11 protein-coding genes are annotated in these 15,996 nt (G+C 65.3%); 4 read left to right on the top strand and 7 right to left on the bottom strand.

Annotated elements, in window-relative coordinates; translation table 11 throughout:
- Window positions 1–21 precede the first annotated feature (21 nt).
- The gene (locus tag RAD10_RS12905) at window positions 22–2,301 is read right to left on the bottom strand and encodes a fused MFS/spermidine synthase (RefSeq protein ID WP_461617773.1); all 2,280 of its coding nucleotides are present in this window, start codon (window positions 2,299–2,301) and stop codon (window positions 22–24) included.
- Between the two features lie 228 nt (window positions 2,302–2,529).
- Here RAD10_RS12905 and RAD10_RS12900 point away from each other — a divergent pair, with 228 nt between their 5' ends.
- Window positions 2,530–4,140 (top strand): phytoene desaturase family protein, encoded by a 1,611-nt coding sequence (locus tag RAD10_RS12900; protein WP_461617772.1) that lies wholly within the window; start codon window positions 2,530–2,532, stop codon window positions 4,138–4,140.
- A gap of 273 nt (window positions 4,141–4,413) precedes the next feature.
- Here the strand turns inward: RAD10_RS12900 and RAD10_RS12895 are convergent, their stop codons facing one another.
- Entirely contained in the window at window positions 4,414–4,569 is a 156-nt protein-coding gene (locus RAD10_RS12895; RefSeq protein ID WP_018322539.1) for a Flp family type IVb pilin, read from the bottom strand.
- Window positions 4,570–4,731: 162 nt separating this feature from the next.
- On the opposite strand from RAD10_RS12895, the gene RAD10_RS12890 reads away from it, so the two are divergent.
- Window positions 4,732–5,625: a 50S ribosomal protein L11 methyltransferase gene (locus tag RAD10_RS12890; RefSeq protein ID WP_461617771.1), complete on the top strand. Its 894-nt coding sequence runs from the start codon at window positions 4,732–4,734 to the stop codon at window positions 5,623–5,625.
- 78 nt (window positions 5,626–5,703) lie between these two features.
- Here RAD10_RS12890 and RAD10_RS12885 read toward each other — a convergent pair whose 3' ends face one another.
- Window positions 5,704–5,883: a hypothetical protein gene (locus RAD10_RS12885; RefSeq protein WP_461617770.1), complete on the bottom strand. Its 180-nt coding sequence runs from the start codon at window positions 5,881–5,883 to the stop codon at window positions 5,704–5,706.
- 187 nt (window positions 5,884–6,070) lie between these two features.
- Between RAD10_RS12885 and RAD10_RS12880 the strand changes: the two genes are divergently transcribed.
- Together RAD10_RS12880 and RAD10_RS12875 are read left to right on the top strand one after the other, a co-directional pair.
- Window positions 6,071–7,900 carry an aminopeptidase P family protein gene (locus RAD10_RS12880; protein WP_461617769.1) on the top strand — a complete coding sequence of 610 codons (1,830 nt, stop codon included), beginning with the start codon at window positions 6,071–6,073 and terminating at the stop codon, window positions 7,898–7,900.
- A gap of 315 nt (window positions 7,901–8,215) precedes the next feature.
- On the top strand, window positions 8,216–9,484 hold the full coding sequence (locus RAD10_RS12875; protein ID WP_461617768.1) for a multidrug effflux MFS transporter: 1,269 nt from the start codon (window positions 8,216–8,218) through the stop codon (window positions 9,482–9,484).
- 167 nt (window positions 9,485–9,651) lie between these two features.
- Here RAD10_RS12875 and ligA read toward each other — a convergent pair whose 3' ends face one another.
- The 4 genes from ligA to lpxC form a co-directional block, all read right to left on the bottom strand.
- Window positions 9,652–11,805 carry an NAD-dependent DNA ligase LigA gene (gene ligA / locus RAD10_RS12870; protein ID WP_461617767.1) on the bottom strand — a complete coding sequence of 718 codons (2,154 nt, stop codon included), beginning with the start codon at window positions 11,803–11,805 and terminating at the stop codon, window positions 9,652–9,654.
- A 107-nt stretch (window positions 11,806–11,912) separates the two neighbouring features.
- Window positions 11,913–13,586 carry a DNA repair protein RecN gene (gene recN / locus RAD10_RS12865; RefSeq protein WP_461617766.1) on the bottom strand — a complete coding sequence of 558 codons (1,674 nt, stop codon included), beginning with the start codon at window positions 13,584–13,586 and terminating at the stop codon, window positions 11,913–11,915.
- A gap of 13 nt (window positions 13,587–13,599) precedes the next feature.
- Window positions 13,600–14,490, bottom strand: coding sequence for an outer membrane protein assembly factor BamD (locus tag RAD10_RS12860; protein ID WP_461617765.1), 891 nt, complete (start codon window positions 14,488–14,490; stop codon window positions 13,600–13,602).
- 245 nt (window positions 14,491–14,735) lie between these two features.
- Window positions 14,736–15,698, bottom strand: coding sequence for a UDP-3-O-acyl-N-acetylglucosamine deacetylase (lpxC, locus tag RAD10_RS12855; protein WP_092253452.1), 963 nt, complete (start codon window positions 15,696–15,698; stop codon window positions 14,736–14,738).
- Window positions 15,699–15,996: the final 298 nt, after the last annotated feature.

Here is a 15,996-nt window from a genome sequence, read left to right as displayed (position 1 = left end):
GGACGCGGTCGTCGTGCCGCCCTACTCTCCATTCTTCAAACGCCGGTACAGGGCGCCCAGGATGTTGGAATAGTCGTCGGTCCAGACCCGCACCCTGTCGTCGGCTTCGGTCTGCTCCCAGACCTTGGAGGACGCGAGCCGACCGATGTCGGCCTCCTCGCGCGCGGAGATGACGACGTCGGTCGAGAAGATGTAGTCGCCATCACGCCCGGAATCCTCGTTGAAGACCCAGCTCTTGAGATCGTTGGCGTCGGCGATGCCGACCACGACGGTCTCGAGATCGAGATGCCGGTTGGAGACGTGCATCACCACGGCCCCGTGCGGCGCGAGCTTGTCCTTGTAGATCTTCATCGCCTCTTCGGTGGCGAGATGAATCGGGATCGCATCCGACGAATAGGCATCGACGATGATGAGGTCGTAGGCGCCGTCGGGCTCCTTTGCGAAGGTGAGGCGCGCATCGCCGATCACCGGCTTCATGTCCGGCAGGCAGCTCGAGATGTAGCGGAAATTTTTGGGATCACGCGCGGCATCCACCATCGACTGGTCGATCTCGAAGAATTTCCAGTCCTCGCCAGGTTCGGCGGCGCAGGCGAGCGTGCCCGATCCGACGCCGATCGCGGCGACCTTGAGCGGCGCGCCCTTGCGCTCGCGGATCGCGCTGACGGCCTGACCGATGCCGCCGTCCTTGTGATAGTAGGTGATCGGCTCGGGCCGGCCGGTGACCGGCGTGCCGTCATTGTTGCGGAAGCGCTCGGCGCCGTGGATGGTGGTGCCGTGCATCAGCACATGGAAATAGCCGCCGGGCGTCACCACGATCTTGTGCACGCCGAAGAAGCTGCGCACCGTCGTGACCCGGCCTTCGTCCGCCGGATAGACGCGGATCAACGCCAGCGCGAGCGCGACGGTGGCGAAGATCTTCCAGCGGCCGGCATTGAGCCCCAGCGCGAGCAGCGCGGCGAGCACGCCGACGGCGCCGGCGACCCAGACGCGGTGATCCTCCAACCAGGTCGAGGGGCCGCCGGTGGTATAGGACGGCGCGATGAGCGCCACCCCGAGCGCGGCGAGCACCAGCCAGTACCATTTGACGATGCCGGCGAGACGCTCGTTCGCGGACGGCCGGCACAGCGCGGCGAGCGCGATCAGGATCGGGTATTCGGCGATCCACGAGAAGGTGAAGGGAGCAACGAGGCCAGCAAAGAGACCGCCGACCATGCCGCCGAACGAGAGTGCGACATAGAAACCAGTGAGATATCTGGCCGCCGGCCGGGTCCGCGCCAGCTCGCCATGGCAGGCCATGGCGATGACGAAGAAGCACAATTGATGGCCGCCGAGTGTCAGCAGCAAATTCTGCTCGCCGCCGAAGGCGAGCAGGACGATGACGCCCGCGATCGCGACCGGCTGCAGCATCAACATCCATTTGTGCGGCAGCAGCGGCCGCGACTGGAACACCACGACCCAGGTGAGCAGATACAGCGACAGTGGCAGCACCCACAGCAACGGCGCCGCGGCGACATCGGTCGAGATGTGTGCGGTGACCGCAATGAGCAGACCAGAAGGCACCGCGGCGAGGAAGATCCAGCGCAGCCGCGTCACGATATCAGGCGCCGGCGCATTGGCATCCTCGGTCCGCGTATCGGCCATCGCGAGCTTCGGCGAGCGCAACAACAGCACGCCGCAGGCGGCGATCAGGAGGATCAACAGGCCATAGCCACCGGTCCAGAACCGATTCTGCGCATGCAGCGTGAACATCGGCTCCAGCAGAAACGGATAGGACAGCAGCGCCAGGAAGCTGCCGATGTTGGAGGAGGCGTAGAGGAAATAGGGATCGTGCCCAGCGGGATGGCCGGTGCGAACGAACCAGGCCTGCAGCAGCGGATTGTTGGCGGCGAGCGCAAAGAACGGCAGGCCGATCGAGACCACGAACAGGCCGAGCAGCCAGAAAGCATAGCCCGAAGCGGGCGGCTCGCCATAGGCGGAGGCAATGCCGAGCGGCAGCGTCACGAAGGCCGCGATCAGCAGCACCAGATGCACCGCCACCGGCACGACGCGGCTCCTCGCCTGCATCAACAGATGCGCATAGGCATAGCCCGCCAGCAGCAGCGACTGGAAGAACACCATCGCCACCGACCACACCGCCGGCGAGCCGCCGAGCCGCGGCAGCACCATCTTCGTGAACAGCGGCTGCACCGAGAACAGCAGCAGCGCGCTGACGAAGATCGCAGCGGTGTAGACCGTCAGCAGCAGCCGGTTGCGCGAGGACGACGGCTGCTCCGTGGCGGCAGGTTGCACGATCGAATCCATGGAAGCTCCAGCCTACATTCCCCGGCGGGCGCCGGACGCGCGCAATGGAGCACAAGGCGCCTGAACGGGCAATAAAGGCACTCGTGATGTTGCAGCGAGGAATGCCTGATATAGAGATGTCATTCCGGGGCGCGCGAAGCGCGAACCCGGAACCTCGAGATTCTCCGGTGCGGAGCCCGCACCATAGTTCGATGCTGCGCATCGCCCCGGAATGACGCCAGGGAAATCATGAACGAAACCGACGTCATCATCATCGGCGCTGGCCATAACGGCCTCACCTGCGCGGCCTATCTCGCGAGCGCGGGCCTGCGCGTGCGCGTGGTCGAGCGCCGCAAGGTGGTCGGCGGCGCCGCGGTCACGGAGGAGTTTCACCCCGGATTCCGCAATTCGGTCGCGGCCTACACTGTGAGCCTGCTCAATCCGCAAGTGATCCGTGACCTCGAGCTCGCCGAGCAGGGCCTGCGGATCGTCGAACGGCGCGCCCAGAACTTTCTGCCCGCGCCTGATGGAAGCTATCTCCTGACCGGCGAAGGACGGACGAAGGCATCAGTCGCGCGGCTGAGCGCGCATGACGCAGACGCGCTCGACGGGTTTTCACGCGAGCTGGAAGACATCGCCGACGTGCTCAGGCAGTTCGTGCTCCGCGCGCCGCCGAACCTCGTCGACGGTTTTGGCACAGCAGCCGTTCGCGAAGGCGTCAACGCCTGGAAGACGGCCAACATCCTGCGCGGTCTCACGCTGGAACAGAGCCGCAGCCTGCTCGATCTCTTCACCCGCTCGGCCGGCGAGATGCTGGACGAGCGCTTCGAGCATGATCTGGTCAAGGCCCTGTTCGGCTTCGACGCCATCGTCGGCAACTATGCCAGCCCCTACGCCGCCGGCTCCGCCTATGTGATGCTGCATCACGCCTTCGGCGAGGTGAACGGCAAGAAGGGGGTCTGGGGTCACGCCATCGGCGGCATGGGCGCGATCACGCAGGCGATGGCGCGCGCGGCACAGGGCCGCGGCGTCGTGATCGAAACGGATGCCGGCGTCCGTGAGATCATCGTCGAGCGCGACCGCGCCGTCGGCGTCGTGCTGGAGAACGGCACGGCCATCCGCGCCAAATATGTCGCGGCCAATGTCAATCCAAAGCTGCTCTACACGCGACTGGTCGCGGCCGACGCGCTTCCTGCGGACTTCCTCACCCGCATCCGGCACTGGAAGAACGGCTCCGGCACCTTCCGCATGAACGTTGCGCTGGACCGCCTGCCCTCCTTCACGGCATTGCCGGGCGAGGGCGATCATCTCAGCTCCGGCATCATCCTGGCGCCAAGCCTCGGCTACATGGACCGCGCTTATCTCGATGCGCGGGCACAGGGCTGGAGCCGGGAGCCAGTCGTCGAGATGCTGATCCCCTCCACGCTCGACGACACGCTGGCCCCAGCGGGAAAGCACGTCGCCAGCCTGTTCTGCCAGCACGTCGCGCCGGAGCTTCCCGACGGACAATCGTGGGACGACCATCGCGAAGAGGTCGCCGATCTCATGATCGCGACGGTGAACAGATACGCGCCGGGTTTTGCGGCGAGCGTGCTGGGCCGCCAGATCCTGTCTCCGCTCGATCTCGAACGGCAGTTCGGCCTCCTCGGCGGCGATATCTTCCATGGCGCGCTGACGCTGAACCAGCTGTTCTCGGCGCGGCCGATGCTGGGCCATGCCGATTATCGCGGGCCGTTGAGGGGCCTCTACCATTGCGGCTCCGGCGCCCACCCCGGCGGCGGCGTCACCGGCGCTCCCGGCCATAACGCCGCGCAGACGATCTTGAGGGATCACCGGTCGCTGTTCGGAAGCCGTGGATAGGTCTGTGGATGAGCTGTGGACTGGCTGTTGAATGGTCTGTGGTCAGACCGAGGATACATGGGCCAGAACGTCGGGACCGAACTTGGGGAAAGCCGGTGAAAAATCGCGGGACAAGCGGGTGGACCGCGTCCCGGCAAGCGGTGGACAATTTGTGAAGATCCCTGAGAACGCTCGCCCGAAAACGACCTCGCCCGCCAGGGGTATCCCCTCGCGGGCGGTGATCAGGAAAAACCTCAAAGAAAAATAGCCCCCGCTGGGAAATGGAGGCGGAAATTACTTCAAGGAGCTGCTAATCGAGGTGAACTTGTCGTTCAGGGTGACGCCCAGGCTGTTCACCACGGTGATGATCGCCAGAGCGATACCTGCGGCAATCAGGCCGTACTCGATCGCGGTTGCGCCGGACTCGTCCGACCAGAACTTTTGAACCATGCCCTTCAAAACTCGCCTCCGTTTCAATTCCAAGCTGTGTTGGTGGGTTTCGACATCCGCAAATATACGGGGCGCAACCTACAGCCCGGTTAATCGGGAACCGCAAACTATGCGGAAAAACGGCGACGAAAGTTCCAAAAATTGAACTCAACGGAACCCTGAATGCAGCCTTCTCCTACTCATCGCGCCAGCTTTTCGATCGGCAGCGAGGCCGACGCCAGACGCGTCGTCGACGTGCTCACCGAGGTGTTTTTTGACGGCGATGCGGCGGTTGCCGCCTTCGAGCGGCCGGACGGACCATGGGACGTCACGCTCCATTTCGCCGAGGCGCCCGATCAGGCTTGGCTACGTGAACTCGTTGCAACTTCAGCAGGAAATGCGATCGCCGCGACGCTTCTCTTCGACACCGTCGAGGCCAAGGACTGGGTCAAGGCCAGCCTGGAAGATCTCGTCCCGGTTCCGGCCGGGCGCTTCGTCGTGCACGGCAGCCATGACCGCGACCGCGTGGCGCCGAACAAGCTCGCCATCGAGATCGAGGCGGCGCTTGCCTTCGGCACTGGCCACCACGGCACCACCCGTGGCTGTTTACTGCTGCTTGACCATGTCCTTAAGAGTTCCCGTCCCAGGAACCTGCTCGACCTCGGTACCGGAACCGGCGTCCTCGGCATCGCGGCCGCCAAGGCGCTGCATCGCGCGGTGCTCGCCTCCGACATCGACCCGCCGTCGGTGCGGGTGGCGGCCGAGAACGCGGTAATGAACGAGGTCGGCAACCGGGTCCGGGTGATCCGCGCCACCGGCTTCGCCGCCCCGGATTTCGGAAAGGCCGGTCCGTTCGACCTGGTGCTGGCCAACATCCTCGCCAACCCGCTCAGGCAATTGGCGGGCCCGATGGCGCGGCATCTCGCGCCCGGCGCACGTGTCATCCTCTCCGGCCTGTTGACGCATCAGGCCCCCGCCGTGATCGCCGCCTATCGCGCGCGCGGCCTCGTGCCGTTGAAGCATCTGCGGATCGAGGGGTGGAGCAGCCTGTTGCTGCGGAAGGTGTCGCAGGGCTAACCCACCTCTTCTGTCACCGCGGGAAAAGACATGGTGGGTTACGCCTTCGGCTAACCCACCCTACGAAATTCCGCCGCCCTACTCCGCGGGCTTCTCGTCCCGCCGCATCGGAGGCTCGTCCTGCAAGGTACGCCTCGCGCGGCGCTCGGCGATACGGTCGATCATCTGGCGCATGACGCCGCGCGGCTTCTTCGCTGCAGCCGCAGTCGGGGCGCGGTGCACCGGCGGCGTAATCTTTTCAAACGTGAACGCTGGCATCGTGTGTCCCCTCGCCGTTGAGATGAACCACCTGCTCGAATTTCCCTGTCATCCGGACGAAGCGCAACTGCCGCATCCTTTACTCCACTCAATTCGAATGGAACCATTCAAGCACAGTCCATGCCAGATGCGACGCAGAATGCGTCCAGATTGCGGACTCGTCCCCATGATCCTAAAGTGATCCACCATGTTCGAAGCACACTTCCAGACATTCGAGGAGCCGGAAGCCGGCGTCGCATTGACGGCGCGGCTCGCCGCCCTTCGCGAAGAACTCGCCCGCCGCAAGCTGACCGGCTTCGTGATCCCGCGCGCCGATCAGCAGCAAAACGAATATGTGCCGCCGTCGGAAGAACGGCTGGCCTGGCTGACCGGCTTCACGGGCTCGGCGGGACTCGCGGTGGTGCTGACCCAGGAGGCCGCATTGTTCGTCGACGGCCGCTACACGCTTCAGGCCGCCAAGCAGGTCGATGCAAAGGCCTGGGCCGTGGAATCGCTGATCGACCCGCCGCCGGAAAGCTGGGTGTCCGCGCATCTGAAAGCCGGTGACCGCCTCGGATTTGATCCGTGGCTGCACACTTTTGCGGCAGCCGAGCGCCTGTCCGTCGCCTGCGCCAAGGCCGGCGCCGAGCTGGTTGCCGTCGACAGCAATCCCATCGACGCGATCTGGCAAGACCGCCCGCAGCCGCCGCTCGCCCCCGTCGCCGTGCACAGCCTGCAGAATGCCGGCATCACTGAAGCCGAGAAGCTGACGCAGATCAGAGCCGAGATCGGCAAGCTCGGCGTCGACGCGCTGGTGCTGTCGGACAGCCACGCGGTGGCCTGGACCTTCAACATCCGCGGCGCCGACGTCGCGCACACGCCGCTGCCGCTGTCCTATGCGCTGGTGCCGAAGGACGGTCGCCCCACCATCTTCATCGATCATCGAAAACTCTCCAACCTGACGCGCGACCATCTCGAGCAGTCCGCCGATGTGCGCGAGCCCGATGCGATGGCACCGACGCTGATGGCGCTCGCCAAGAGCGGCGGATCGATTGCACTCGACAGCGCCACCGCGGCCGACGCACTCAGCCGGCTGATCGCGGGGGCCGGCGGCAAGCCGGTACGCGGCAGCGATCCGATTGCACTGCTCAAGGCGGTCAAGAACGCGACCGAGATCAAGGGCACGCAGACGGCGCATCGGCGCGACGCCGTGGCGCTGGCGCGCTTCCTCGCCTTCATCGACCGCGAGGCCGCAAGCGGCAAGCTCACGGAGATCGACGCGGTCGAGGCGCTGGAGACATTCCGCCGCGACACCGGCGCGCTGAGGGACGTGTCGTTTCCCACCATCTCGGGCACCGGCCCGAACGGCGCCATCGTGCACTACCGCGTCACCCGCAAGAGCAACCGGCGGATCGCAGCCGGCGACCTGCTGCTGATCGATTCCGGCGCGCAGTACGAAGACGGCACCACCGACGTCACGCGCACCATGGCGGTGGGCGAACCCACCGCTGAGATGCGCGACCGCTTCACCCGCGTGCTGCGCGGCCATATCGCGATCGCGCGCGCCGTCTTTCCGGACGGCACCACGGGCGCGCAGCTCGACACGCTGGCACGGCAATATCTCTGGGCCGCCGGCGTCGATTTCGAGCACGGCACCGGTCACGGCGTCGGCAGCTATCTCTCGGTGCACGAAGGGCCGGCGCGGATCTCGAAGCTCGGCACCACGCCGCTGAAGCGCGGCATGATCCTCTCCAACGAGCCCGGCTACTACAAGACCGACGGTTTCGGCATCCGCATCGAGAACCTCGAGCTGGTGGTGGCCGCCGACATCAAGGGCGCCGAGAAGCCGATGAACGCGTTCGAGACGCTGACGTTGGCACCGATCGACCGGCGGCTGATCGATGTGGCGATGCTGAGCCGCGACGAGCTCGGCTGGCTCAATGCCTACCACGCGCGCGTCCGGGCCGAGGTACGACCCGCGCTGGACGAGGCGACACAGGCCTGGCTCGATCAGGCGACGGCGGAGCTGAAGGCATAGGCGCGCGTCCGGGGCGGATGCATGACGCTACGCGATTTCCGCAAGGCTCTCACCTCAAACTCACTGTCATGCCCCGCGAAGGCGGGGCATCCAGTATTCCAGAGACAGCAGACGTATCCGGATAAACCGCGGCGTACTGGATTCCCCGCCTTCGCGGGGAATGACACCGAACTTTTGGCACGAGCCATAGCCCGATCGGTCGCCGTTGCGCCCCCATTATCACCATCCCGGAATCCGTATAGCCGCATTCCGAAACACCGATATCCGTCTTGCGCGGGCGCGCTACAGTCGATTCGAACTCGAAAGACGGACACAATGCACGGCATGATCAGCAAGCCGCCGGGAGCGGCGGCGAACCTCGCGACGTCGCGCCTGGTGCTGCTGTTGCTGGTCGTGATGACCGGGATCGCGCCGATCTCGCTCTACATCCTGGTTCCGGCACTGCCGGTGCTGGCGACGAATTTCGGCAGCGACATCTCGATCGCGCAGATGACGGTGTCGCTCTACATGGTCGGCATCGCGCTGTCGCAGCTCACCATGGGACCGCTGTCGGACAAGTTCGGCCGGCGCCCGGTGCTGCTCGGAGGGCTGGCGCTGATGGTCGTCGCCAGCGTCGCGTGCATCTTCGCCGAGACCTTGCCGCAATTGATCGCCGCGCGCTTTTTCCAGGCGCTCGGCGGCGCCTCCGGCATGGTGATCAGCCGTGCCATCATCCGCGACATCTACGAGCGCGACCGCGTCGCCTCGATGATCAGCCTCGTGGTCGCGGCGCTGATGATCGGGCAGATGGTTTCGCCGCTGACCGGCGGCCTGATCGAGACCGCGTTCGGCTGGCGCGCGATCTTCTACGCCATCACCATCGCCGCGATCATTGTCGCCGTCGGCATCGCAGTGGCGCTGCCTGAAACGCGGCGCAGCCGCGCCGCCGGCAGCGGCTTCCGCGGCGACGTCGGCATCCTGATCCGCAACCGCGCCTTCGTCGGCTATGTGATGTGCCAGGTGCTGGCCTCGCAGATCATCTTCACCTTCGCCGGCGGCGGCCCCTACATCGTGGTGACGCAGATGGGCCGCAGCAGCGCCGAATACGGCGCCTGGTTTGCGACCTCGGGCTTTGCGTTTCTCGTCGGAAATCTGCTCTGCGTGCGCTTTGCGCCGCGGCATTCGCTGGAAAAACTGATCTGGTTCGGGCTCGCCCTCCAGCTCGCCGGCAGCCTTGCGAACCTACTCTGGAGTATCATCGGCTGGAACGAGGCCCCGGCCTGGCTGTTCGGCACGCAGATGATCGTGATGGCCGGCAATGCCTTCGTGATGGCGAATTCGGCCGCCGGCGCCATCAGCATCCGCCCCGAAGCCGCCGGCACCGCTTCCGGCACGATGGGCTTCCTCCAGCAGGGCATCGGCGCGCTGATGTCGCAATTCGGCGCCTATCTCGGCGGCCACTCCGCAACGACGCTGCCACTCACCGCCGCAGTCCTCGCGATCTCGCTGCTCTGCGCCTGCGTGATGATCTTCGTCGTCCCCCGCCGCGAAGTGGTGGTGAGTGAGGCTCTGATCGAGCAGGCGGAAGAGAGCGGGATGATGTAGCTGTCGCTGGGTGCGACGGCGTCACCCTGCATTCGGTGTCATCCCCCGCGAAGGCGGGGGATCCAGTATTCCAGAGACGCTGCGGGGATACGCATAGGCTGGGGCGTACTGGATTCCCCACCTTCGCGGGGAATGACGGCGGAGTGTGTGGCGCAAAGCGCGAACCCTCACTCCCCGATCAGTGTCAGCCACTCGTCCTCGGTCAGCACCTTGACGCCATGCTTGTTGGCCTCTGCCAGCTTCGACCCCGCGCCGGGGCCGGCGACGACGAGATCGGTCTTCTTCGACACCGAGCCGGACACTTTCGCACCCAGTCGTTCCGCGGTCGCCTTCGCTTCGTCGCGCGTCAACTTCTCCAGCGAGCCTGTGAACACCACGGTCTTGCCGGCGACGGCCGAATTGCTCTTCGGCTTCTCGGCGTCGACGATCTCGACCTCCTTGGTCAGCCGCTCGACGATGCCGCGGTTGTGGCTCTCGCCGAAATAATCGGCGATGCTCTTGATCACGGTGTCGCCGATCTGGTCGAGCGCGTCCATCTCCGCCATCGCCTCCTCGTCGCCCTTGGCGACCTTGAGGCAGGCATCGTGGAAGGCGTCCCACGAGCCGTAGCCGCGTGCCAGCGCCAGCGCCGTGGTCTCGCCGACATGACGCATGCCGAGCGCATAAATGAAGCGCTCGAGCGCGATTGTGCGCCGACTCTCGATGGCGCCGAACAGGTTGCGCACCGAGGTGGCACCGTAGCCCTCGATCTCCTCGAGCTTCAGCTTCGCGTTGCGCTTCTCCAGCGTGAAGATGTCGGCGGGCTCCTTGACCCATTCCTCGTCGAAGAAATACTGCAGCTGCTTCTCCCCTAAACCGTCGATGTCGAAAGCACGGCGCGAGACGAACAGCTTGAGGTGTTCGATCTTCTGATAGGGGCAGGCGAACTCGCCGCTGCAGCGGGCACGGGATTCCTCTTCGCCGGCGGCGGTTGCGCCGCGGACAACGTCGGTGTGCAGCGGGCACGGGCACTTCTTCGGGAAGGAGAATTCCTTGGCGCTCTTCGGCCGCTTGTCGAGGACGACGTCGACGATCTGCGGGATCACGTCGCCGGCGCGCTGGACCACGACGGTGTCGCCGATCCTGATGTCGCGCCCCTCGCGCAGCACCTCGCCCTTGTTGCCGATGCCCTTGATATAGTCCTCGTTGTGCAGCGTGACGTTCTGCACGATCACGCCGCCGACGCCGACCGGTTCGAGCTTGCCGACCGGCGTGAACGAGCCGGTGCGACCAACCTGAATCTCGATGTCGCGCAGCACAGTCATGGCCCGCTCGGCCGGGAATTTGTGCGCGATGCCCCAGCGCGGCGTGCGCGAGACGAAGCCGAGCCGCTCCTGCCAGTCGATGCGATCGACCTTGTAGACGACGCCATCGATATCGTAATCGAGCTCGGCGCGCTCTTCCTCGATGCTCTGGTGGAACGCGACCAGCTCCTCGACGGAGTGGCACAGCTTGGTCAGCGGATTGGTCTTGAAGCCGCAGCGCTCGAACCAGCCGATCATGCCGCTCTGCGTCCCTTCCGGCATCGCGCTCATCTGCCCCCACGCATAGGCGAAGAAGCCGAGGGGGCGCGAGGCCGTGATGGTCGGGTCCTTCTGCCGGAGCGAACCGGCCGCCGAATTGCGCGGATTGGCAAAGATGGTGTCGCCGGCCGCCTTCTGCCGCTCGTTGAGCGCGAGGAACGCCTTTTTGGTCATGTAGACCTCGCCGCGCACCTCGCAGATGTCGGGCACGTTGCGCCCTTTCAGCTTCTGCGGCACGTCTTCGAGCGTGCGGATGTTGGCGGTGACATCCTCGCCGACCGCACCGTCGCCGCGCGTCGCCGCGGTGACGAGCTCGCCGCCCTCGTAGCGCAGCGACATCGAGAGGCCGTCGATCTTCGGCTCGGCGGAGAAATTGATCTTGTCGTCGTCGAGCTTCAGGAAGCGCACGATGCGGCCGACGAAGTCGCGCACGTCCTCTTCTGCAAAGGCGTTGTCGAGCGACAGCATCGGAACGGAATGCCGGACCTTCTTGAAGCGGCCTGACGGCGCCGCGCCGACCTTCTGCGAGGGCGATTCCGCGGTCACGAATTCAGGAAAGCGCTTCTCGATCGCGTTGAAGCGCTGGCGCAGCGCGTCGTACTCGGCGTCGGTGACGGTGGGCGCGTCCTCCTGATAGTAGCGCTCGTTATGCCCCTCGATCTCAAGCGCGAGCCGCATGTGCTCGACCTTGGCCTGGGCCTTGGTGAGGTCGGCGACGTCGCGAAGCGGTGTTGCTTTGGATTTTGCTGCTCTGGCCATGGTGCTTGGATACGACGGAGCGGGTAGCACGGTAAAGGCGTGTGGAAATCTCGTGTCCCGGCTCTGCGAAGCAGCGCTACGCGCTGCGCCGCGTCCCGGACGCACAATCAAGCCGTGGCCGCCTTGAGCAGCCGCTCCGCCGCCGCCCTCGCCTCGGCCGTGATCTCGGCGCCGGCCAGCATGCGGGCGATTTCCTCGCGGCGGTGGTCGGCGGCCAGCGCATTGACGCGGGTGGCGACACGCTTGCCCTTGTCGAGGGCATCCTTGGAGATCAGGAGGTGCTGGTCGGCGCGGGCGGCGACCTGCGGGGCGTGGGTCACGGCCATCACCTGCACCTTGCCGGCAAGCCGCGCCAAGCGCCCGCCGATGGCGTCGGCGACCGCACCGCCCACGCCGGTGTCGATTTCGTCGAACACCAGCGTCGGCGCCGAGCCGCGGTCGGACAGCACGACCTTGAGCGCGAGCAGGAAGCGCGACAGCTCGCCGCCGGAGGCGACCTTCATCATCGGTCCTGGCTTGGTGCCCGGATTGGTCTGCACCCAGAACTCGACGCGGTCGAAGCCTTGCGGGCCTGGAGCTGCCTCATCGGTCGCGACCTGGGTCATGAACCTGGCGCGTTCGAGCTTGAGCGGCGCCAGCTCGGCGTTGACCGCCTTGTTGAGCTTCTCCGCCGATTTCTGCCGAACCAGCGACAGCTTCTTGGCGGCGGCGGCATAGAGGCTATCTGCCTCGATCGCGGCCTGCTCCAACTTTTTCAGCCGCGAGGCGCCAGCATCGATCAGCACGACATCGGCGGCGTATTTGGCGGCCAGGGCGGCGAGCCCGTCGACCGGCGTCGAATATTTGCGCGAGGCGGCCCTCAGCGCGAACAGGCGCTCCTCGATGCGTTCGAGCTCGGCCGGATCGAAATCGGTCGCGGCGAGTGCCGCCTGCAGATGCTGGTCGGCTTCCTCCAGCGCGTTGATCGCCATGTCGATCGCCTTCACGGCAGGCTCGACCAGCGCGGGCGAATTGACGCCGCGGCGTTCTAGCCGGCGTACCGCCGCCGACAGCGTCGAGACCGGCGAATGGTGGCCACCGACAGCCTCCTGCGCCTCGCGCAAATCGGAAGCGATCTTCTCGCCCTGCATCATGGTGGTGCGGCGGTTGGCGAGGGAGGTTTCCTCGCCGTCCTTGGGCGCTAGCTGCTTCAACTCGGCGGAGGCGTGACGCAGATAGTCGGCCTCGCGCGCGGCGCGTTCCATGCCGGCGCGATGCTCCTCCAGCGCGGTGTTGGCGGTGCGGCGTGCGTCCCAGAGCGATTCGACTGCGGCAACGTCCTTCTCCAGGCCGGCGAACGCGTCGAGCAGGCGGCGGTGGGTGGCGGCGTCGACCAGCGCGCGCTCGTCATGCTGGCCGTGGATCTCGACCAGGGCGGCGCCGACCGCCTTCAGCGTCTGCACGCTGATCGACTGGTCGTTGATGAAGGCCCGGGTGCGGCCGTCGGCGAGCTGCACGCGGCGGAGAATCATCTCGCCGGTGTCGTCGAGGCCGTTCTCGGCAAGGATCTTCGTCGCGGGGTGATTCTTGGGGACATCGAACACGGCAGTCACCTGCCCCTGCTCCACGCCGTGGCGCACGAGGCCGGCGTCGCCGCGGCCGCCGAGTGCCAGCGCAAAGGCATCGAGCAGGATGGATTTGCCCGCACCAGTCTCGCCGGTCAAAACCGCGAGGCCGGTGGCGAATTCGATATCGAGCCGTTCGATCAGGACGATGTCACGGATCGACAGACGCGCCAGCATGGAACCAAATTTCCTAGCCGAGACCCATCTTCTTGAAGGTCCGGCTGATCCAAGACCCCTGATTCTCGCTCGGTTCGAGACCGCCGGATTTTACAAGATTATAGGCGTCCTTGTACCAGCGGCTGTCAGGAAAATTGTGCCCAAGCACGGCCGCCGCGGTCTGCGCCTCGCCGACGATGCCGATCGCCATATAGGCCTCGGTCAGCCGGAACAGCGCCTCCTCGACATGGCGGGTGGTCTGATACTGCGTGACGACGGTCTTGTAGCGGTTGATCGCAGCCGTGTAGTCGCGCTTCTGCGCGTAATAGCGGCCGACATTCATTTCCTTGCCGGCAAGCTGGTCGCGCGCACCCTCGATCTTGGCCTTGGCTGATGTCGCGTATTCCGAGTTCGGATATTTGCGCACCACCTCTTCAAGGGCGGCGATCGCCTTCTCGGTGCGGGCCTGGTCGCGGCTGGTGTCCGGGATCTGGTCGTAATGGGAGGCGGCGATCAGATATTGCGCATAGGCAGCATCCGGGCTGCCGGGATGCAGCGTGACGTAGCGGGTGGCGGCGCCGATGCAGCCGTCGAAGTCGCCGCCCTGGTAGGACGCATAGGCCGACATCAGCAGCGATTTGCGGGCCCAGTCGGAATAAGGATGCTGGCGGTCGACCTCTTCGAACTTCTTGTTCGCCGCCTTCATGTCCTTCTTCTCGTTCATGAGGTACAGGCCCTCATTGTAGATTTTGTCGGCGGGCTCCTCGACGAAGGTGTCGTCCTTGGCGGTGAACTTGTCCCAGAGCGAGCCGGTGCCGCAGCCGGCCAGCGGCAGCGCGAGCATCATGAAGGTGACGGCCTGCAGCAGCCCGCGGGCTCGCGACGAGACCGAGAAATATCCGCGCGTCATACGCTGTGCCGACATGAGTTTAAGCCCTGACGCCCTGTGATGCGGTGCCGCCAGCCCATGAACCCCGTCATGGGCGCGAAATGTAACCGTGGTGCCTGCCATGCGACCACGCCGATGTATCCGAAAAGCGATCTTTAACCAACCGGATAGGCAGGCATTTCGCCCGGATTAAGGCGAACGTGCCGCAATCCTAGCCGATCGTGGTTACCAGGAGTTTCCCGGGGTAAGCCGCTGCCAGAGGCTCGCGGCAATAGCTCTGTTCAGGACACGTCCGGCCCGTAGGCCGCAGCGATCCGGCCGCCGACGATACCGCGACCGACCTCGCCCACAGGACGCGTGGTGCGGCGGGCCGCCTCGCCCTCGACCACCCGCCAGGCGGTACGGTCGGCGAGCAGCGCGGTCAGGACAGCGTGGTTGAGCTTGTGGCCGCCACGCACCGAGCGGTAGGCGCCAAGCAGCGGCAGGCCGGCCAGCGACAGGTCGCCGATCACGTCCAGCACCTTGTGGCGGGCGCATTCATCGGCGTAGCGCAGGCCCTCGGTGTTGAGCAGCCGCTCGTCGTCGAACACGACGGTGTTGTCGAAGGAGGCGCCGAGGGCATAGCCCGCGCTCCAGAGCCGCGCCACGTCGCTCATCAGACCGAAGGTCCGGGCCCGGCCGACTTCGCGGCGGAAACGCTCCGGATTGAGGTCGAAGGCGTAGCTCTGCTGGCCGATGACGGGATTGGTGAAATCGATCTCGACCTCGACGCAGAACCCGTTGGCATAGGGCCTGATCTCGCCGAAGGAGTCGCCGATCTTGACCGAGATCGGCTTCAAAACCTGAATGAAGCGGCGCTGTGCGGGCTGGGTCACGATGCCGGCCTGGTCGATCGCCGCAATGAAGGCCGCGGCGCTGCCGTCCATGATCGGCACTTCGGGACCATCGATCTCGATGGTGGCGTTGTCGACACCCATACCCCGCAGTGCAGCAAGCACATGCTCGGCGGTGGACACCAGCGGACCGTTGCGATCGCCGAGGACGGTGGCGAAGTCGGTCGCGATCACCTGCTCGGCGGTCGCCTGAACTTCGCGATCACTTCCCTCGAGGCCGGTGCGGACAAAAATAAAACCCGCGTCGACAGGCGCAGGCCCAAGGGTGAGAGTGACGGGAAGACCGGAATGAACGCCCACGCCTGCCACGGAGGCTTGCGCACGAAGCGTTGTTTGCCGGCTAAATTTCATCAGGAACCCGCCCCACTACGACCCACTGCGACTTATACTGGACTCACTTGGCCGGCCAGTGCCGAGCTCCTGCGAATCCGTATCCCCAAGTCACGGCAAACCATAGTCACTGCCTCAAACAGCGCCAACTCACGCTTTTTTACCGATTGTTACCCCAAACCTGCCGTATTCGCGCCAAGGCTTAACCAAATTGCGCCGAGGTTTTAGGTCGCTTCCGGCAGTTTGACTGAACACCCAAACACGTAATTAATTATTTAAAATCAGTTGCTTGCCTGCGCAATCCGGACATCCACGGGAC

The organism is Bradyrhizobium sp. 23AC (genome assembly GCF_054863025.1).
This window is presented reverse-complemented; position numbering and strand designations above follow the sequence as displayed.